This is a genomic window from Hyphomicrobium sp. DMF-1 (genome assembly GCF_027886585.1).
Classification (GTDB): domain Bacteria; phylum Pseudomonadota; class Alphaproteobacteria; order Rhizobiales; family Hyphomicrobiaceae; genus Hyphomicrobium_C; species Hyphomicrobium_C zavarzinii.
In genome coordinates this window covers 2849971-2869498 of the sequence record NZ_CP115706.1, presented here as the reverse complement: position 1 = coordinate 2869498, position 19528 = coordinate 2849971, and the positions used below count along the sequence as shown (strand labels likewise).

Below are 19528 nucleotides of genomic sequence, written 5' to 3'. Positions count from 1 at the left end.
ATAGAGCCACGCCAAACTCTCAGCTGCTGAAGTTCAGTCATGAGTCGTAACGGCGGCGGCACAAGTGCCTCAGGCAGGCCCATCATTGGAGGCCCCATATGAGCAAGCGAGCCACGTCGAAGCCGGTCAAAGGGAAGGCCGCACCGAAGGCTGCTGTTAAGGGTAAGGCAGCAGCGAAGCCATCTGCGAAAGCCGCGTCCGCGAAGTCGAGCTCCCCGCGCAGTGCCGCGAAGCCCGCCGCAGCCGCAAAGGCCAAGGCTCCTCCCAAAGCCGTCGTAGAGAGCAAGCCCAAAGCGAGGACGCGCGCCATCGAAAAGGCACAGGACAAGAAGCTGACGGCGAAAGCCGGCACTTCAACCATCGTTCTTCCGCCGGACTACCGTCCGTCCGAGGACGAGCCGTTCATGAACGAGCGGCATCGGGTCTACTTCCGCCAGAAGCTCACCAACTGGAAGGAAGAGATCATCCGCCAGACCAAGGAAACGCTGGTCGGCTTGCACGAGGATTCGACGCAGCACGCCGATCTGGCGGACCGCGCCACCTCCGAGACCGATCGTGCGCTCGAGCTCAGAGCGCGCGACCGCCAGCGCAAGCTGATCGCCAAGATCGACGCCGCCCTCGCACGCATCGAGGACGGAACCTACGGATATTGCGAGGAGACCGGCGAGCCGATCGGCTTGAAGCGTCTCGACGCCCGCCCTATCGCCACGCTGTCGCTCGAGGCGCAGGAGCGCCATGAGCGCCGCGAGCGCGTCTACCGCGAAGACTGAGATTGCGCCTTCTCCCTGCCGTTGCGGGGAGAAGGCTGCTCCGGCCCCTATGCCGTCCCGCCGCCTTTGGGTTTCGGCTCCGTGACGGTCATGCTCGCCTGCCGCGCGCGCTCCTCGGCCAACCGCATCAGCAGCATCTTCACCCCGTCGAGATCGCGCAGGTGAATGTCGTGCTGCGCGTAGGCGATCTCGATGCCCGCCGCGCGGAACGCCTTGAGAATGCCGAGCCGCAGATCCGTCTGTGTCGCGCCCGCCTTGTTGACGTCGGGAATGACCGCGGCGAGCGAGAATTCGAGCCCGTTCGGTCCGAAGTTGTCGAGGGTCACCCCCGGCGGCGGATGCTGGAGCACCAGCGAGCATTCCGCGCCCACCTTTTGCAGGATCTCGCGCACGCGGTCGGGATCGGACCGGTAGCTCACCGCCACCCGCACGACCACCTGCCCGAGCGCATTGCGGTGCGTCCAGTTCGTCACCGCCGAGGTGATGAGATCAGAGTTCGGAACGATGAGGCTCGCCTTGTCCGCCGTCTCGATCTCGGTCGAGCGGACCGAGATGCGCCGCACGTAGCCTTCCTGGCCTTTCACGGCCACGCGGTCGCCGACCTTGATCGGCCGTTCCACGAGCAGGATGAGCCCCGAGACGAAATTGTTGACGATCGACTGCAGGCCAAAACCGATACCGACCGAAAGCGCACCGGCGACGATGGCGAAATTCGTGATGTCGAGCCCGCCGTAGGACACGGCCGCGAGCGCCGCCACGATGAAGCCGCCATACCCGATGGCCGTGTGGATTGAGTTCGCGATGCCCTGGTCGATGCGCCGTGACTTGAGTATCCCCGTGTCGAGCCAGCGCTGGACGAGCCGCGTGAGGAAGATGAGCCCGAGGAACAGGCAAACCGCGAGCAGGATGCGGGCCAGCGAGATGCGGAAATCGCCGACCTCAAATCCGAACACGGCCGCCTTGAGCCACGCGAGGGCTTCCGCGGGAGAGTAGCCCCACGTCATCAGGATGAGCGGCAGCGCGAACAGTGCGAGCGCGCCGTTGAGCAGGAGCGACAGCGTGCGCGTGAGCGCCGTGCTCTGGTCGGAGTCGAGACCGACCCGTTCCTCGAGCACGGTCGAAAGCGGCTTGGTTCCCGTGCCCGGCTCCTCCAGCATGGCCCGGATTGCAAGGTGGAACACGAGCACGAGCGCGATTGCGCTGCCCGTCACCACCACCTGGGTGGTCATGAAACGGCCGAGGCCGACATAGCCGACGAGAGACAGCGCGAGGATGGCCGTTGCGATGGCGAGCAGCGGCAGCTTGATGAGATATGGCCTGTAGCGCGAGACGGGCGTCGCGGCGGTCACGCCGTCGCCATGCGGCAGCGCGCCGGACACGGATGTTTTCGGCTCGAACGGAGTGCGGACGAGCAGCAGCAGCAAGGCAGCGATCAAGATGCTGGTGAGTGCCGTCTCCATGATGGAGATGGAGAGCGGCAGATAGAGCCGCTTGATCGCCTCTTGCAGGATGAGGTCGGCGGAGAAGACGGCCGCAATCAGCGTGATGATGCGCGTGAGCGTGCGGGCCGCAGGCGTCGAGAGATTGACCACGCGCCAGAGAGGACGCCGGGGCGAGAGAATGGCGCGCGTCAGCGCGGAGACGGCGACGAAGATGACGAGCGCCGGAAACGCCGCCTTTGCGATCTGCCCCACTTCCAGCGTGAGCAAATTGAGGTTGTCGAGTCCCACGGCGGCAAGTGCGATGCCGGCGAGCGAAGGCAGTGCCAGGAGCGGCGCGACCCAACCTATGGCGGACACTTGCTCGAAGAACCCGGGCGGCGCCTCGCGCGGCCGGTCGAGGCGGTAGGAGAGGAAGCGCCGCACCAGCGCCGTCAATGCGATGAACAGCACCAGCACGCCCGCGAGAAGGCCCGCAAGCTCGATCCCCTTGCGCGATGCGGAGTCGATCCAGATCGAGAGCGAATCCGTGACTTGCCGCCACGTGCCGGGAACATCGTCGGTCAGGTGCTGCCAGGTGACCGGCGCGAGTGGAGAGGGCGTCCGCTTCAGGATCTGCTTTGCGAACAGGCTCTGGCGGGTCGATTGCACGGTCGCGTTGAGCTGGCGGGCACGCACCTGCACGAGTTCACTGGTCTTGAGGGCGCCGTCCACCTCCGCCGCCATGGCATTGAGGCGCGCGCGCTCGTTGGCCACTTGCTCGGCCTCGGGCGCTGCATCCTTCGCGGGCGGCGGGCCCAGCTTCTCGATCTGCTGACGCAGCGCGTCGGACTTGGGCTTCAAGCTATCGTGCGTCTGCTGCGCGCCGGCCATGAGGCCGGTAAGCTCCACGCGCAGCCGCTCCAGCTCCTCGTCGTTCTCCGCATTGCGCTCGACCGACTTTTCGAGAGTCTCGATAGCCGTCTTGAGATTGAGCGCGGGCAGACGGACCTCCTCCATCGCCTGCATGTCGGCAGGAGAGAGGACAGGGGCGGGCGGAGGTGCGGGCGCGGGGGCCGGCTCTGCCGGGGGAGCCGCCGCCGTGGGGGCTGCCTGCGCGTCGGGCGCGGCGGCCGGAGCGGCCCCGTTATGGGCAGGAGCTGCGGGAGGCTGAGCCTGAGCCGCGCCGGGTGCGGCCTGTTGTACTCCCGTCTGAGCCTGCTGGGCGAATGCGCCACCGCCGATACTCGCCAGGAGCAGAGCCGTCAGCGCCAGAAGATTGGCGGCGAGCCGGGCCGAAAAGCGGTGCGAAACCATGAACGATCCTCGTGAGGGGACACGCATCGAGATCCCCGAAACTGCCGGACGGCCCGAAGCTGCCGGACGGAACGAGGGCGCCCCTCTCGGGGCATGGGGAGGTTCGCATCCGCCCCTGCGCGGGGCAACCTCGTGCCCGTCCCCGCGAAGCTTAGCCACGACCCGGCGCACGGGAGGAGACTGTTGCGCCGGAGGCCGCGCTGTCGGCCCGCGGGTCATGCGGAGCGCCGATTCCCGTCTCGATCACCAGGTCGACCGGACCCCCGGTCATGATCAGATGCTCGACGTCGTCTCGCCGGATCAGCACGAGCCGCCGGCGGTTGTCGATGTTGTACTGCTCGGTGATTGAAAGGCGCCGCTCGGGCTTCGGTCCGAACAGGGCGCCGACCGCCTGCATCGGCCCGGTACCGCCCATGTAGGCACGCACGGCAAATGCGCCTCCGATCATCGCGACCGCGAGGAACAGCACGATGGAGAGGTAATAAACGATATCCCACATGTGCTTACCGCCGCGAGTTACCTCGCGCGTCCTCCCCGAGCCCGATGTCTGGAGCCCGTATAGCGCGGAATTCATGCCATTTTAACCCTAATGATCGAACTGTGGATGGACAGAAGGGCGCGGGGATGGGTGCCACGGACGGTCGATACGGCCGGCGTGAGGATCCTTGCCTCGCCCTCAAGGGCACGACACGGGCGTAGCGTAAGCGTATGAGTTCCAGAGTTTCCATGCAGGCTTCCGAGGCGGCTGCGGCCGAGAATCAGATAGCTTTCGCCTTCATGAGCGATAGCGATATCCGCCCACCTCAACCCGGCATGGCCCGCGCCCAAGCCCAAGCCGTAAACGGCGGCGCCCAAGAGCCCGGAATCGTCCCCATTGTCGCCGCGGCCCTCGCCGCCGGCGCGCTCGTGCTCGCGCTCGTTGCTTCGCCCGCGGGCGAGCCTCTGCTCCTCACGCTCATGGCCGTGCTCGCCATGCTCGGCCTGTTCGCCGTGTTCGGCTACGTCGCGGGGCACATCCGCATCGGCGAACGCGTGCGCGACGACGACCTGATCCGCGCCTTCGCCAACAGCCTCGACGACGGCCTGATCGTCACCCGCCGCGACGGCCGCCCGCTCTACGCCAACAAGACGCTTGCCGATCTCGTCGGCGTCACGGCCGCGGGCGAGGTGAACGCGCTGGAGACCCTGTTCGCGGGCGATCCGAAAGCCGCTGCCGCCTACTTCCGCCTGGAGCGCGCCGCCTCCCGCCGCGAGCCGTGGCGCGAGGAGATCGAGATCGCCGCCGCGGCAGGCCGTCCGGCCCGCTTGCTCCGCGTCAGCCAGCGCCCCTGCTATGTGCCGGGGCACGACCGGGAACTCGGCCAGATGGTGCTGTGGACCATCTCGGACGTAACCGCCGAGCGCGCCCGCCAGGCCAGCGCGGTCGAGACGCTGGAAGCGACCCTCGAGCGGATGGACAGCGTCCCCGCCGGCCTCATGGAGGTCGACAGCCGCGGCGTCGTCCGCCGTCTCAATGCCACGCTGCTGCGCTGGCTCGGCATCGAGCCGCAGAGCCTTTCGGACCGCGGCCTGAAGATCACCGACATCGTCGCGCCCGAAGGCGCCGAGCTGATCGCCAACGCCGCCGCCGCGTTCTACACGCACGGCCAGGGCGTCGACCTCGACGTCAAGCTGGACAAGGGCGCGTCCGTTCCGCTCCGCTTCTTCGCCCGCCGCGATAACCAGGGCGGCCTTCTGATCGCAGCCTTCCGCCGTGAGGCGAGCGCTGCTGACGGCGATCCCGGTGCCGCCGAGATCCGCTTCGCGCGCTTCTTCCAGTCTGCGCCGTTCGGCATCGCCACCGTTGGCGCCGATGGACGCCTCATGAGCACCAACGCCGCCTTCGCCCGCATGATCCCGGACGGATCGGCCGCCATCGGTGCACCTGCCGTGGCCGCGCTCTGCAAGTTCGGCGATACGGAGATGACGGCGTCCGTGGAGACTGCCATCAAGCAGGCGATCGCCGGAACCGTCAGCCCCACGCCGATTGAGATCACCGTCGGCTCGCAGAACGAATTCTCGCGCCGCCTCTACCTCGCCCCGCTCACCCAGGCCAAGGATGCGCGTGAAGCCGCGATCCTCTACCTGATCGACGCCACCGAGCAGAAGGCGCTCGAAGCGAAATTCGCCCAGTCCTCGAAGATGGAGGCCGTGGGCAAGCTCGCAGGCGGCATCGCGCACGACTTCAACAACGTGCTCACCGCGATCATCGGCTTCTCCGACCTGCTGTTGCAGACGCATCGGCCGACCGACCCCGCGCACAAGGACATCATGAACATCCGCTCGAGCGCCACGCGCGCCGCGGGTCTGGTGGCCAAGCTGCTCGCCTTCTCCCGCCGCCAGACACTGCAGACCGAGCCGTTGCAGCTCGGCGAGGTGCTGGGCGATCTTGCCCCGCTCCTCAAGCGCTCGATCGGCGAGACCATCGACCTCAAGATGCCGTCCGGCCGCGATCTCTGGTACGTGAAGACAGACCGCACGCAGTTCGAGCAGGTCGTCATCAACCTCGCGGTCAATGCGCGCGATGCGATGCCCGAGGGCGGCACGCTCTCGATCACGACCCGCAACGTCACCGAGCGTGACAGCCAGCGCCTCGCCCACCACGGCATGGCTGTCGGCGAATACGTACTCATCGAGGTTTCCGACACCGGCTCCGGCATGCCCCCCGAGGTCATGGCCAAGATCTTCGAGCCGTTCTTCACCACCAAGGGCGTCGGCAAGGGCACCGGCCTCGGCCTCTCGACCGTCTACGGCATCGTCAAGCAGACCGGCGGCTTCATCTATCCCGAGAGCACGCCCGGACACGGAACCACGTTCCGCGTGTACCTGCCGCGCTACCTGCCCGACAACGAGGACGAGATCGTGGCCCAGAAGACGGCCAAGAAAGAGCGTCCCCAGGATCTCACGGGCTCGGGCCGCGTGCTGCTCGTCGAGGACGAGGACGTCGTGCGCTCGTTCGCGGTTCGCGCGCTGAAGCGGCAGGGCTACGAGGTGCTGGAAGCCTCCACCGGCGTCGAGGCTCTGGAGCTTATGGAGCAGCACGAGGACCAGATCGATCTCGTCGTGTCCGACGTGGTGATGCCCGAGATGGACGGGCCGACGCTGCTGAAGGAGCTTCGCAAGAAGAACCCGCACCTCAAGATCATCTTCGTGTCGGGCTATCCGCACGAGGCCTTCGAGACCAGCCTCGACAAGAACGAGCAGTTCGCCTTCCTGCCGAAACCGTTCTCTCTGCCCCAGCTCGCCGCCAAGGTGAAAGAGCAGCTCGCGCGCTGAGCCGCCAAATTGCGAAACCACGACGCGGGCGCGCTTCTCCGGACGAGAAGCGTTCCCGCGCGTGTTTTCAGAAAAGCACTGTTTCGAGGAATCGAGGGCCGCGCTCGCTCTGGCCTGAAATCGGCGCTTAAGCATACGCCGGCACGGCTTTGCCACGTTTCAGCCAAAGCCTTCACAATACTGTCCAACGGATCGAGGAAGCCTCGGGAGGCGCGTGTGAGGGCTCCCCACCGGTATGCCGCTGTTGCGACAGCCGTTTTGCTGATCGCCGGGGTGTCGCTTCTTCCTGTCGTAGCCGGAGCCCAGTCCAAGAGCGCCGCTCCCAAGGCCGCTGCCAAGTGCGAGGAAAGCCTCGGCATCTCCATTCTCGCCGCCCCGCTGACGCCCTGGTCCGGCGCGCCGCTCCGCGTGGTCGTGACGGCCGAGCAGGCGCTCACGGGTGAGCTGTCGCTCGTGGCGCCTGATGGAAGCGTCGCCGCGAAGTCGAGCGATCGCCACGGCGGGCCGCCCTATTTCTGGTATGCCGAGGTCGCCGCGCCGGGAGCGGGAAAATGGCAAGCGAAGCTCGTGCGCGACGGCGCGGCGGGCGAGTGCGGCACGATCCTCCAGGAGGTCGCCGTTCAGCGCAAGCGCCCGCCGGGATTGCGCGCGTCGTCCAAGAATGTCTGGCCCGTGCGCGATGCCTGGAGCCGCGCCAACGAGAACCTCTATTCCGCCTGGATCGAGCTTCTCTTCGATGCCCCGCCCGATCAGACGCTGTCCTGGCCCGCGCTGCACGAGGTGTTGCGCGACCGCTCGCGCAACGTGCTCTTCAATCACCTGGGGCTCGGTGAGGACGAGAAGGGGCAGATCGTGAAGCCCGACTGCGCGGATCTCCCCTATACGCTGCGCGCCTATTTCGCCTTCAAGATGGGATTGCCGTTTGGATATGCGAAGTGCACGCGCGGAGACAAGGGCAAGCCGCCGCGCTGCGCACAGTGGTGGAACATCGAGAACGAGGAGCCACCGCCGGCGCCGCAACAGCCCGCGCCCGCCGCCTCGGGCGGTCAGCTCTTCGGACTGTTCGGGGCAGCGGCTCAAACGCCGCCCGCCACCAAGGTGCCCCAGAGACCGCCGGGCCTCGTGCCCGGCTTCGGGTATTACATCCGCACGACGGTCGCCAACAGCGTCCATTCCGGCAACGGGCGCACGATGGCCGATGACGACAACAGCGACTATTACCCTGTGTCGCTCAAGCAGGAGACGCTGCGCCCGGGCACCATCTACGCGGACCCTTACGGGCACCTTCTGGTGCTGGTAAAGCGCGTGTCGCAGACGAGCGATGCGGCCGGCGTGTTGCTCGCCGTCGATGGGCAGCCCGATGGGACCATCGCGCGCAAGCGGTTCTGGCGCGGCAACTTCCTGTTCGCCCAGGACCCGGCGCTGGGCGGGCCCGGCTTCAAGCGCTTTCGTCCCATCATGCGCGGCAAAGGCGGTTTGCGCAGGCTTGCGAATGCCGAGATCGAGAAAAACCCGGGCTACGGCGATTTCTCGCGCGATCAGGCAGCACTCGCGATCGAGGACTTCTACGATCGCATGGACGACGTGATCTCCCCCAATCCGCTGGACCCCGATCGCGCCATGAGGGAGGCCGTCGTCGCGCTCGAGGAGCAGGTGAAGGCCCGCGTCACGTCAGTCGAGAACGGCCGCAAGTATCAGGATGGCGGCGGCGCCGAGGTGGCGATGCCGGACGGCGCGTCGATTTTCGAGACCACCGGCGCGTGGGAGGACTTCGCGACGCCCTCCCGCGACCTGCGGCTGCTGATCGCCATCGACGTCGTGCGCCATTTCCCCGACCGCGTGGCCCGCCGTCCCGAGCGCTATGCGATGCCGCCCGGCAAGAGCGCGGCCGATGTAAAGGACGCGCTGGAACGCTCGCTGTCGTCCGACCTGGAGGCCCGAAAGTTCACCTATACGCGCAGCGATGGCTCGGCGTGGACGCTAACTCTCAAGGACGTCGTCGGCCGGATCGGCGCGCTGGAGATGGCCTACAACGTCAACGACTGTGTGGAGCTGCGCTGGGGCGCGGCAGACGGCAGCGACGAGGCGAAGACCTGCAAGCGCCGCGCGCCCGAAGCGCAACGCGGGAAGATGACGGAGTACCGCGCCTGGTTCAACGAACGCCGCCGCCCGCCGCGCGGCTGATCACTTGAGGCCGGTCAGCCGAGGTCGATGCGCCCGTCCACCTCATGGCGAAGATCGGTCCCTTCCGCCGTCAGCACCATCTTCACTTTCAGCGTGCCTTTGCCGGCGAGTGCCCGCTCGCGCACGATCCGCTCGATCTCCTGCTGCGAGGAGATGCCCACTTCCTTGAGGAAGCGGCGTAGCGACAGATTGAAGTGCTCGTTTTCCATGACGTGTCTCCATCTCGTTCTCGTTTGGGCGCGCACACTCCGGGCACACAGCGGGTTAAGCGCGGCCCTGTGCGGGGCGGCGCAGGCGTGGCAGGCATCATAGCTCTCTCCCAACGAGAAGAGCCGACTTAGGTTCAGCGGAGGATCAGCGCTTCTGGGTCGAGACGGCGTCGAGCAGCGTCTCGAGCATTTCACTTGCTGTCGAGAGCACGGCCGCATTCATGCGGTAGGCAAGCTCGACCTCTTTGAGCGAGACGAGGTTTTCGATCGGGTCTCCGACAGGAAGCGCGCCCACACGAACCCCCGGCGTGCCGCTCGCGGGAGACGAGGGGGACGGCGCCGTCGCACCCGTCGCCGCGATGCTCGACGCAATCTCCCCAGCCCGCTGCGCTTGGACCGCGAGGCCGTTGGAGGCGATGGTGAGGGGAGCGAACATGGAGGCCGGTTCCGGGAGCCCAGACACCTCCACCCTGACCGCCAGCCCCTAAAAGCCCGTTAAGAACTTTCCGCAGCCACGCAATCACACGTAGACAGATGAGAACAAAACAAGTACAACTTATCCAACGCGTCGAGTCGCCCCGAACCTGTAACCACAACCGTTAACATGCCATAAGGTGCCACATGAACAAGCCGGACCTGCGTGTCGTCGAAGGGGGAAGTATGATGGACAAGAACAAGGCGCAGGCACTCGCGCAGGCGCTGGAGCTGATCGACAAGAACTTCGGAAAAGGGTCGATCATGCGGTTGGGCGCCAACGAGCGCTCCATGGACATCGAGGCCGTCTCGACGGGCTCGCTGGGCCTCGACATCGCCCTCGGCATCGGCGGTCTGCCCAAGGGCCGCGTCATCGAGATCTACGGCCCGGAATCCTCGGGCAAGACCACGCTTACGCTTCAGGTTATCGCGGAAGCCCAGAAGAAGGGCGGCGTCTGCGCGTTCGTGGACGCCGAGCATGCGCTCGATCCCGCTTACGCCAAGAAGCTCGGCGTGAAGATCGAGGATCTTCTGGTCTCCCAGCCAGACGCTGGCGAGCAGGCGCTCGAAATCACCAATACGCTCGTAAGCTCGGGTGCGATCGACGTTGTGGTCGTGGATAGCGTGGCCGCGTTGACGCCCAAGGCCGAGCTCGACGGCGAGATGGGCGACTCGCTCCCCGGTCTCCAGGCGCGCCTCATGAGCCAGGCGCTCCGCAAGCTCACCGCCTCGATTTCGAAATCGAAGTGCATGGTGATCTTCATCAACCAGATCCGCATGAAGATCGGCGTGATGTTCGGCAACCCCGAGACCACGACCGGCGGCAACGCCTTGAAGTTCTACTCCTCCGTCCGCCTCGACATCCGCCGCATCGGCCAGATCAAGGAGCGCGAGGAGACGATCGGCAACCAGACCCGCGTCAAGGTCGTCAAGAACAAGGTCGCTCCGCCCTTCAAGCAGGTCGAGTTCGACATCATGTACGGCGAGGGCATCTCCAAGACGGGCGAGTTGATCGACCTCGGCGTCAAGGCCGGCATCGTCGAGAAGTCGGGCGCGTGGCTCTCCTACGAGGGCGAGCGCATCGGCCAGGGCCGCGAGAACGCCAAGCTGTTCCTCAAGGAAAATCCCAAGATTGCCAATCAGATCGAGAAGGCGATCCGGGCCAGTGCAGGGCTCATCGTCGACAAGATGCTGACCGATCCGGACGACGAAGGCTCCTCGGCCGACACCGAGATGCCAGACGAGGACGGCGTGCTCCCGGAGGCGTCCGACGCCGCCGCCAAGAAGGGGGCAGGACGCGGCGCCAAGCGCTGATCCGGAAAATACGAGGAAAATCATTGGGCGCAGCCTGGGGAAGCCCGGCGCTGCGCCTTTTGCGTTTCTGGACAAGGCCAGGGCCAGACGGCTAAAAGCAGCCCAATAGCCAATAGCGCCTTCCGAGCGCGACCGGCACCGACCGCTTCTACCCCGTCTTGGCTGCGAAGGCGGCCGTCCACGCAAGTCTCCGTACCTCGACTTCGAGGCGTCGTGGATCCCGGCCGTTGTCCGTGCGAAGCATGGCTCCGTCATGAGATGGAGCCCGGCTCCGTCAGGGCACCGGGATGACGAAAGCTGAGTTGGTCGGTCTCTGTCGGTCGGTGGCCAAACCACGGATTATGAGATGACTGGCGTCAACGAGATCAGACGGGCGTTTCTCGAGTACTTCAAGGCGGCGGGCCACGAGGTGGTGCCGTCGTCGCCGCTCGTGCCGCGCAACGACCCCTCGCTGATGTTCACCAACGCCGGCATGGTGCAGTTCAAGAACGTCTTCACCGGCCAGGAGACGCGACCCTACGTGCGCGCCGCCTCCTCGCAGAAGTGCGTCCGCGCCGGCGGCAAGCACAACGACCTCGACAACGTCGGCTACACCGCCCGCCACCACACCTTCTTCGAGATGCTCGGCAACTTCTCGTTCGGCGACTACTTCAAGGAGCGCGCGATCGAGCTGGCCTGGAACCTCATCACGAAGGAGTTCGGCCTCGACGCGAAACGCCTCTCCGTCACCGTCTATCACGAGGACGACGAGGCACACGCCATCTGGAAGAAGCTCACCGGCTTTGGCGACGACAAGCTGATCCGCATCGCCACCAAGGACAACTTCTGGCAGATGGGCGACACGGGCCCGTGCGGCCCCTGCACCGAGATCTTCTATGATCACGGGCCCAAGATCCCCGGCGGCCCGCCCGGCTCGCCGGATGCCGACGGCGATCGCTTTATCGAGATCTGGAACCTCGTGTTCATGCAGTTCGAGCAGCTCCCCTCGGGCGAGCGCATCAATCTGCCGAAGGCGTCCGTCGATACCGGCATGGGGCTTGAGCGCATCGCAGCCGTGCTCCAGGGCACGCACGACAACTACGAGATCGATCTTTTCAGGAACCTGATCGCTACGATCCGCGACGAGTGCCGCAAGCTCGGCGCGTCCGATCACCCCGAAGGCGTTGACGTGAAGCCCGCCCGCCGCGTCATTGCCGATCACCTGCGCGCCACGAGCTTCCTGATCGCCGACGGCGTGCTGCCCTCGAACGAAGGCCGCGGCTACGTGCTCCGCCGCATTATGCGCCGCGCCATGCGCTACGCTCACCAGTTGGGCTGCAACGATCCGCTGATGTACCGCCTCGTGCCCTCGCTGGTCCGCGAGATGGGCGCGGCTTATCCGGAGCTCGGCCGCGCCGAAGCGCTCATCACCGAGACGCTGAAGCTCGAGGAGACCAAGTTCAAGAAGACGCTCGGTAACGGCTTGAAGCTGCTGGGCGAAGCTTCGGCAAGCCTGAAGAAGGGTGACGTCTTCCCGGGCGATGTCGCCTTCAAGCTCTACGATACCTACGGCTTCCCCCTTGATCTCACCGAGGATGCGCTGCGCGCCCGCGACATCGCCGTCGATACCAAGGGATTCGACAGCGCCATGGCGAAGCAGAAGGAGGAGGCGCGCCGCGCCTGGAAGGGATCGGGCGAGGCCGCAACCGAGGAGATCTGGTTCGAAATCAAGGAGGAGACTGGCGCCACCGAGTTCCTCGGCTACGACACCGAGGTGGCTGAAGGCGAGATCCGCGCGATCGTCGCCGGCGGAAAGCCGGTGAAGGCGCTGAAGGTCGGCGAGGAAGGCGCACTTATTCTCAACCAGACGCCCTTCTACGGCGAGAGCGGCGGCCAGGTCGGAGACGAGGGCGTCATCCGGGGCGCCAAGGGTGCGCTATTCCGCGTGACGGATACGCAGAAGAAACTCGGCGACCTGTTCGTGCATTTCGGCAAGGTGGAGAAGGGCAGCTTCAAGTCCGGCGAGGCCGTCGAACTCGAGGTCGATCACGAGCGGCGCACGGCGACACGTGCGAACCATTCGGCAACCCACCTCTTGCACGAGGCCCTTCGCCAAGTGCTCGGCCTCCATGTGGCCCAGAAGGGCTCTCTCGTCTCGCCGGAGCGCCTGCGCTTCGACTTCGTGCACCAGAAGCCCATGACGGCGGATGAGATTGCCGAGGTCGAGAAGCTCGCCAACGAGATCGTGCTGCAGAACAGTCCGGTCGAGACGCGCCTGATGGCGCTCGAGGATGCGAAGGCGTCGGGGGCCATGGCGTTGTTCGGTGAGAAGTACGGCGACGAGGTGCGCGTGGTCTCCATGGGCGACGCTGCCCCCGGCGCGAACAAGGCTTGGTCCGTCGAGCTGTGCGGCGGCACGCACGCGCGGCGCACGGGCGATATCGGTCTCGTGAAGGTCGTAGCCGAAAGTGCAAGCTCGGCCGGTGTGCGCCGTATCGAGGCGCTGACCGGCGATGGCGCACGCGCCTACCTCGCCGAAGCCGATGCGCGTCTCAAGGAGGCGGCAGCCGTGCTGAAGACGCGGCCCGAGGATCTCGTCGAGCGGCTGAAGATCCTCGTCGAGGAGCGCAAGACGCTCGAGCGCCAGCTCGCCGAGGCCAAGAAGCAGATTGCGCTCGGCGTAGCCGGGCCGGCTCAGAACGGCGCCTCGGCGCCCGCCAGCGCCGTGCGCACGGTGGGCGACGTGAAGCTGCTCGCCCGCTCCGTGCAGGGGCTCAACCCGAAGGACCTGCGCGGCCTCGTCGACGACGGAAAGAAGCAGGTCGGTTCGGGCGTCGTCGCCATTGTCGGCGTCACCGAGGATGGCAAGGCCGGCCTTGCGGTCGGCGTGACCGAGGACCTGATCAAGGTCTGGAGCGCTGTCGATCTCGTGAAGGTCGGCGCGGAGGCCCTTGGCGGCAAGGGCGGCGGTGGCCGGCCGGACATGGCCCAGGCCGGAGGCCCTGACGGCGCCAAGGCTCCGGACGCGCTCGCCGCCATCGAAGCCCGTCTCGGCGCCGGCGCTTAAAGCCGGTTCGCTCAAGACAACGCGACAAAGAACATGCGGGAGCGTGCGATCCAACGGTATCGGATCGCGCGCTCCCGCACATTTGCTCGCATGGCCGCTTGCGCCGGAGAAGCACGCAGGCACCATCCACTGCCCACTGCCCACTGCCCACTGCCCACTGCCCACTGCCCACTGCCTCACTCACGGTCTGCACGCCATCGCCAGCTTGAACAGCCCCCACGAGAGGCCGCGCCGCGAATGCCGCCAGCAGAGTGCGATCAGCGGCTTCGAGAGAATGTCCCAGATCATCAGCGTCGCCGCCGTCGTCGCGATCTCGCGCCAGGTGAGATCGGGCATCGCCAGCACCAGATCCAAAAGCGTCGGATCGAGCACCAGGTCGTAGAGAAGCTCGGAAACCTGTGAAGACGCCGCCATCGCACCCCTCCCTCAATCGCCGTCGGGAGGAAGCTGAAAACATCCTTAAGATGGACAAGTGCGAACATGAAAAGCGTGAGTTGACGGAATACCTTGAAGAGCACGGCGAAGAATTTGATTTAATGCATGCGGACACAACTCGAAGCCGGCGCATTCCTTCGAATTGCGATGACAAGAAGACGATAAAAAATAAGCAAAATCAGTTCGTTGACGAACCGGATTAGAGTGAAATGTAACGAATGAAATGAATGCAACGCCATCTGGCTTGCGACGCATCGGATCAAATGCAATAGAAGGAACCATACGCATTCGCATCGGCAGCGCGCGAATGCAAAGCCATTCAATTCCATTCGTATGGAGTAGAGGCGATGGCCGCCGATGGCACCGCGGGCGGACCTGGCCACGATCAGGTCACACACATTTTCGCGACGTTCGCCCGTGAGGTGTTCAACCCCATGGTGGCGCTTAGTGGTGTCTCCACCGCCGAGCGGCGCCGGTTGCTGGACGAGATCCGCCGCCGCCTTGATGTCGTGGAGCAGGTGATCGCGACGGCGGACGCTGCAACCTATCCCATGCCCGGCTTCCACGCGCCGATTTCTGAGACTTCGCCCTCCGATCTGACGGCTGCCGAGGCCGATGCCGAGGGCTCGGCTCTCGACGAGATTGGGCGTAACCAGCGCAGCCGGGTGCGGGAGCTGGTGCTGCTTGAGGCGCTCTCTCGCGAAGCTAAAGCCTACTCGCTGCAGCAACTCATGGGTGCCCTCACGCAGCGGGGGTTCCAGGATACGCCCTCGGCCGTCGTCTCCCAGCTCCACCGGCTGAAGAAGCTCGAGCTGATCCGCCAGCCGGCCAACAGCACAGGGATGTACGAGATCACCAACGCGGGTCTCGGCCATGCCCGCAACCTCCGGTCTAGCTTCGGCGCCTATGTCCCTTAACGCGATATAAGGGCTTCCCCTCGCGGCAAGTCGTCCATTGACCGGCTACGCGCTGATCTATATCTGGCGCCCCCAACACGGGCCGGGAACTTTTTCCCTGCCCGCTCCGCTGATCGGTCGACTCGGCTAAAATCGCCGGTCTCGGGGGAATTTCATGAGCGAACAGGACACATGCGCACACGTCTGCGCGCCTATGCGCGCTTTGAGAGCCTCGTTGCCGCTTTGCGGCAAGGGTTTCTCCGTCTGATCTTCGGTAAGAACTGGGCATGCGCCCGTTATCAGCGCCGTCGCGTTCCTCTTGCAGGGCCGCGTCCGGGCGCCCGCCTGAACTGATCGTCTGAAGGCGCGCGAGAGCGGCTGCCTTCCGGCAGCGAGCGCCGGATCGAGGCTGGCGCCGAGGCGGAAAGCTTCAGGCGCATATCTTCCGCCGCGCCGGCTGCGGCCACACCCTATTCTCTCACGCAAAGGAAAACCCGCCCCGGCGTCTGCCGAAGCGGGTCTATTTTGGGTAACCGCGTAGAGGCTCAGGACTTCGCCATCGCGGCCTTGAGGTTTTCGTCGATCTTGTCGAGGAAGCCCGAAGTCGACAGCCACTTCTGATCGGGGCCGACGAGGAGCGCGAGGTCCTTGGTCATGAAGCCAGCTTCCACGGTGTCGACGCAGACCTTTTCCAGCGTGGCCGAGAATTTCGCGAGCGCCTCGTTGTTGTCGAGCTTCGCGCGATGCGTGAGGCCCCGCGTCCAGGCGAAGATGGAGGCGATCGAGTTGGTCGAGGTCTCCTTGCCCTTCTGGTGCTCGCGATAGTGACGCGTGACGGTGCCGTGCGCGGCTTCCGCCTCGACAGTCGCGCCGTCGGGCGTCATCAGCACGGACGTCATGAGACCGAGTGAGCCGAAGCCCTGCGCCACCGTATCGGACTGCACGTCGCCGTCGTAGTTCTTGCAGGCCCACACATACCCGCCGCTCCACTTGAGCGCGGAGGCCACCATGTCGTCGATCAGGCGGTGCTCGTAGACGATCTTGCGCTTGGCGAACTCGTCCTTGAACTCCGCGTCGAACACCTCCTGGAACAGATCCTTGAAGCGCCCGTCGTAGGCCTTGAGGATGGTGTTCTTGGTCGAGAGATAGACCGGGAAGTTGCGGTTGAGGCCGTAGTTGAAGGAGGCGCGCGCGAACTCGCGGATGCTTTCGTCGAGATTGTACATGGCGAGAGCCACGCCCGCGCCCGGCGCCTTGAACACTTCCTTCTCGATGACCCTGCCGTCCTCACCTTCGAACTTGATGGTGAGCTTGCCCTTACCGGGGAACTTGAAGTCGGTGGCTTTGTACTGGTCGCCGAAGGCGTGGCGGCCGATCACGATGGGCTGCGTCCAGCCCGGCACGAGCCGGGGCACGTTCTTGGCGATGATGGGCTCGCGGAAGATCACGCCGCCCAGGATGTTGCGGATGGTGCCGTTGGGGCTCTTCCACATGTCCTTGAGATTGAATTCTTTGACGCGCGCCTCGTCCGGCGTGATCGTCGCGCACTTGACGCCGACGCCGTGCTTCTTGATGGCGTTGGCTGCGTCGACCGTAACCTGGTCCGAGGTCTTGTCGCGGCTTTCGATGCCGAGATCGTAGTATTCGAGGTTCACATCCAGATAGGGATGGATGAGCTTGTCCTTGATCAGCTTCCAGATGATGCGTGTCATCTCATCGCCGTCGAGCTCGACGACTGTGCCGGTCACCTTGATCTTCTGCATGGAAAGGCCTTCGGATGGGGTGGGTGGATTTTGCCTGACCTTAGCCTCAGGGGTGCGCTGCAACAAGGAGGCGATAAGTATAGAACGGTCTCCCCCGGCCGCCTGCCACGTAAGGCGGGACTTTTCCGGGCGGGTGATGCTATTGCGAGCCCATGCAAGTCTTGTCCACCACCGCCGGCGACATCGAGATCGCATCCGAATCGGGAGATCGGGTGCCGATGGTGTCCGCCCGTGCGCTTCCCGTTGCCGCTCTCGTCCATGCCTGCCACGAGAAGACCATCGACGACGGGCTCGCCGCCCTCGGCATGGCTGATTTCGACCGGGGCGCCCTCGACCGTATCCTGACGTATTGCGCGGAGCTCCGCTGCGAGAGCGACCGGGCGACCTGCCCCGGCTGCAAGCGGCGGACGGAGGCGCGCGGTCTCGATACGCTCGACGACTTCATTGCGGCCCACAAGGAGATCATAGTCGGAGACGGCTCCGTGCGCCTCGTCGGCAAAGGCACGGAAACGCTGACGACACCCGCCATCGCCGCGCTCGAGAAAACCTGGTCCGGCGAGAATTACTGGTTCTGGTCGCGCCGCGTGCTGCGCAAGCTGCGCCACGGCATCCGCCGCGCTCACATCACCGGCGAGCCCGTGGCTGGCCCCGGCGAAACGCCGGCCGTAATCCTGGTCGAGCCTCAGCTTGCCGACAACATCGGCATGGTCGCCCGCGCCATGGCCAACTTCGGTTTGGACGATCTGCGCCTCGTGGCCCCGCGCGATGGCTGGCCCAACGAGAAGGCCCGCATCGCGGCGTCCGGCGCGAATTACGTGATCGACGACGCGCGGTCTTATCCGACGCTCGAAGCCTCCATGGGCGACCTGACCTATGTGGTGGCCACCACCGCCCGCCAGCGGCCCTTGAAGAAGCCGGTCCTCACCCCCGAGGAAGCGATTGAAGCGCTCCAGCAGAGGATCAGCCGGGGTGAGCGCTGCGGAATTCTGTTCGGGCGCGAGAGAAACGGCCTCGAGACCAGCGAGATCGCCAACGCCGACGCGCTCGTGATGATTCCCGTGAACTCCCGGTTTGCGTCGCTCAATTTGGCCCAAGCCGTTCTTCTCCTGGGCTATTGCTGGATAAGAGAGTGCGGAAAGGGCTCCCTCGGCCGCGTCACCACCTACGAAGCCCCGATATCCACAGGCCTGAACCTCGGATCTGACCGCTTGGCGGAAAAAGAGGAGCTTTTCGGCCTTCTGGGCCACCTCGAATCCGAGCTGGATAGGCTCGGATTCTTCAATCCGGTCGAGAAACGCCCTTCTGTCGTCCAAAACTTGAGGACAATGTTCACGCGGATGGCGCTCACGGAGCAGGAAGTGCGCTCTCTTCGTGGTATTGTTGCCACTCTTTCAAGAGGCAAAGGCCACAGCCGCAAGCCGTCTTCGTAGACCGCCATGATCTTGCCAGTTTTTGGGCAGAGCGATGCCCGCAAACACGGCTCAACCAGCACCCGGAGGCGAACCGGGCCTGGGCTCGTGGCGGGACAATAAACAGATCGCAGCAGGGGCAAATGATGCGGACGATGATCATGGCGAAAAGAGCATGGCTCGGTATGGCCGTAGCAGCAGCGGGCGCGATGGCGCTGGCTCCGACGGTCGCTTCGGCCGGCGAGGGTGAACTCAGCGATAAGTCCGTGCAGGTGATCATGGATTACGCCTGGTCGCTCACGCCCCAGCAGTTCAGCAAGAAGGACGGCACCGTTATCGTCGTCGACAAGACGAAGCGCGAGCAGGCCATGGTGCCGCTCGATGTGGCCCGTGAGGTCGTCCGCGTCGGCCGTATTTCCGCCCACGCGCAGGTCTGCAACCTCCCCGAGGAGCAGACGCTCAACCATCGCTCTCTGATGAAGCGTGAGGTCGACAAGAAAAAGTGGAGCGACCAGCAAACGCTGTACATCAACCAGCTCCACCTCACGACCGTCATGCTGCTCTCCGGCAAGATCAAGCTGGTCGAGAAGGACGGCGACAAGGAAGTCGTGGTGGACGAGAAGCAGACCCCGCCCCAGACCTGCACCGAGGAGCAGCGTCAGAAGGTGAAGGATCTGGTCGCCGCCTACGTAAAGGCCGGCCCGGCACTCGCATCGAACGAGAAGGCGGCTTCGCCCGAGACCACGGGTGCAGCGGCAGCCCCGGCGGCCGAAAAGAAGAAGTAAGGCCCCTGCAAACCGCCGCTGATTGGGGCATCGGCCCAGAAATTCGGGCGTCTGGCGGGGCTTATGATTAACGGCGCCCATTGACGCCGCCTCTGCTCTCGACTAAGGAAGCTCTCACGACGCGGGCCGCTTTGGCCCGCGTTCTATTTCGCGCACCCGCGGCAGACCCCTTTTTGGGTTTGACCTGTCGGCC

At 65.2% G+C, this 19528-nt stretch carries 14 protein-coding genes; 8 read left to right on the top strand and 6 right to left on the bottom strand.

The window, feature by feature from the left end:
- Positions 1-404: 404 nt before the first annotated feature.
- On the top strand, positions 405-770 hold the full coding sequence (dksA, locus tag PE058_RS13140) for an RNA polymerase-binding protein DksA (protein WP_051113836.1): 366 nt from the start codon (positions 405-407) through the stop codon (positions 768-770).
- A gap of 47 nt (positions 771-817) precedes the next feature.
- On the opposite strand, the gene PE058_RS13135 is transcribed toward dksA, so the two are convergent.
- Complete coding sequence (locus PE058_RS13135) at positions 818-3505, bottom strand: DUF3772 domain-containing protein (RefSeq protein WP_271028592.1); 2688 nt, start codon at positions 3503-3505, stop codon at positions 818-820.
- A gap of 151 nt (positions 3506-3656) precedes the next feature.
- Positions 3657-4004 (bottom strand): flagellar biosynthetic protein FliO, encoded by a 348-nt coding sequence (locus PE058_RS13130; RefSeq protein ID WP_020086483.1) that lies wholly within the window; start codon positions 4002-4004, stop codon positions 3657-3659.
- Between the two features lie 227 nt (positions 4005-4231).
- Here PE058_RS13130 and PE058_RS13125 point away from each other — a divergent pair, with 227 nt between their 5' ends.
- Positions 4232-6820 (top strand): hybrid sensor histidine kinase/response regulator, encoded by a 2589-nt coding sequence (locus tag PE058_RS13125; protein WP_020086484.1) that lies wholly within the window; start codon positions 4232-4234, stop codon positions 6818-6820.
- A gap of 216 nt (positions 6821-7036) precedes the next feature.
- Complete coding sequence (locus PE058_RS13120; protein WP_271028591.1) at positions 7037-9004, top strand: hypothetical protein; 1968 nt, start codon at positions 7037-7039, stop codon at positions 9002-9004.
- Positions 9005-9018: 14 nt separating this feature from the next.
- On the opposite strand, the gene PE058_RS13115 is transcribed toward PE058_RS13120, so the two are convergent.
- Together PE058_RS13115 and PE058_RS13110 are read right to left on the bottom strand one after the other, a co-directional pair.
- A complete protein-coding gene (locus tag PE058_RS13115; RefSeq protein WP_020086486.1) occupies positions 9019-9213 on the bottom strand; it encodes a DUF6494 family protein in 195 nt (64 codons plus the stop codon).
- A 145-nt stretch (positions 9214-9358) separates the two neighbouring features.
- The gene (locus PE058_RS13110; RefSeq protein WP_271028590.1) at positions 9359-9649 is read right to left on the bottom strand and encodes a flagellar basal body rod C-terminal domain-containing protein; all 291 of its coding nucleotides are present in this window, start codon (positions 9647-9649) and stop codon (positions 9359-9361) included.
- Between the two features lie 185 nt (positions 9650-9834).
- Between PE058_RS13110 and recA the strand changes: the two genes are divergently transcribed.
- A complete protein-coding gene (gene recA / locus PE058_RS13105) occupies positions 9835-11001 on the top strand; it encodes a recombinase RecA (protein WP_051113819.1) in 1167 nt (388 codons plus the stop codon).
- A gap of 346 nt (positions 11002-11347) precedes the next feature.
- The gene (gene alaS / locus PE058_RS13100; protein ID WP_271028589.1) at positions 11348-14047 is read left to right on the top strand and encodes an alanine--tRNA ligase; all 2700 of its coding nucleotides are present in this window, start codon (positions 11348-11350) and stop codon (positions 14045-14047) included.
- A 180-nt stretch (positions 14048-14227) separates the two neighbouring features.
- Here alaS and PE058_RS13095 read toward each other — a convergent pair whose 3' ends face one another.
- The gene (locus PE058_RS13095) at positions 14228-14461 is read right to left on the bottom strand and encodes a hypothetical protein (RefSeq protein WP_020086490.1); all 234 of its coding nucleotides are present in this window, start codon (positions 14459-14461) and stop codon (positions 14228-14230) included.
- 368 nt (positions 14462-14829) lie between these two features.
- Between PE058_RS13095 and PE058_RS13090 the strand changes: the two genes are divergently transcribed.
- Entirely contained in the window at positions 14830-15399 is a 570-nt protein-coding gene (locus tag PE058_RS13090) for a hypothetical protein (protein WP_020086491.1), read from the top strand.
- Between the two features lie 524 nt (positions 15400-15923).
- Here the strand turns inward: PE058_RS13090 and PE058_RS13085 are convergent.
- On the bottom strand, positions 15924-17141 hold the full coding sequence (locus PE058_RS13085) for an NADP-dependent isocitrate dehydrogenase (protein WP_271028588.1): 1218 nt from the start codon (positions 17139-17141) through the stop codon (positions 15924-15926).
- A 152-nt stretch (positions 17142-17293) separates the two neighbouring features.
- On the opposite strand from PE058_RS13085, the gene PE058_RS13080 reads away from it, so the two are divergent.
- Positions 17294-18571: an RNA methyltransferase gene (locus PE058_RS13080; protein ID WP_020086494.1), complete on the top strand. Its 1278-nt coding sequence runs from the start codon at positions 17294-17296 to the stop codon at positions 18569-18571.
- 140 nt (positions 18572-18711) lie between these two features.
- Positions 18712-19335, top strand: coding sequence for a hypothetical protein (locus tag PE058_RS13075; RefSeq protein ID WP_245257677.1), 624 nt, complete (start codon positions 18712-18714; stop codon positions 19333-19335).
- The last annotated feature ends 193 nt before the right edge of the window (positions 19336-19528 follow it).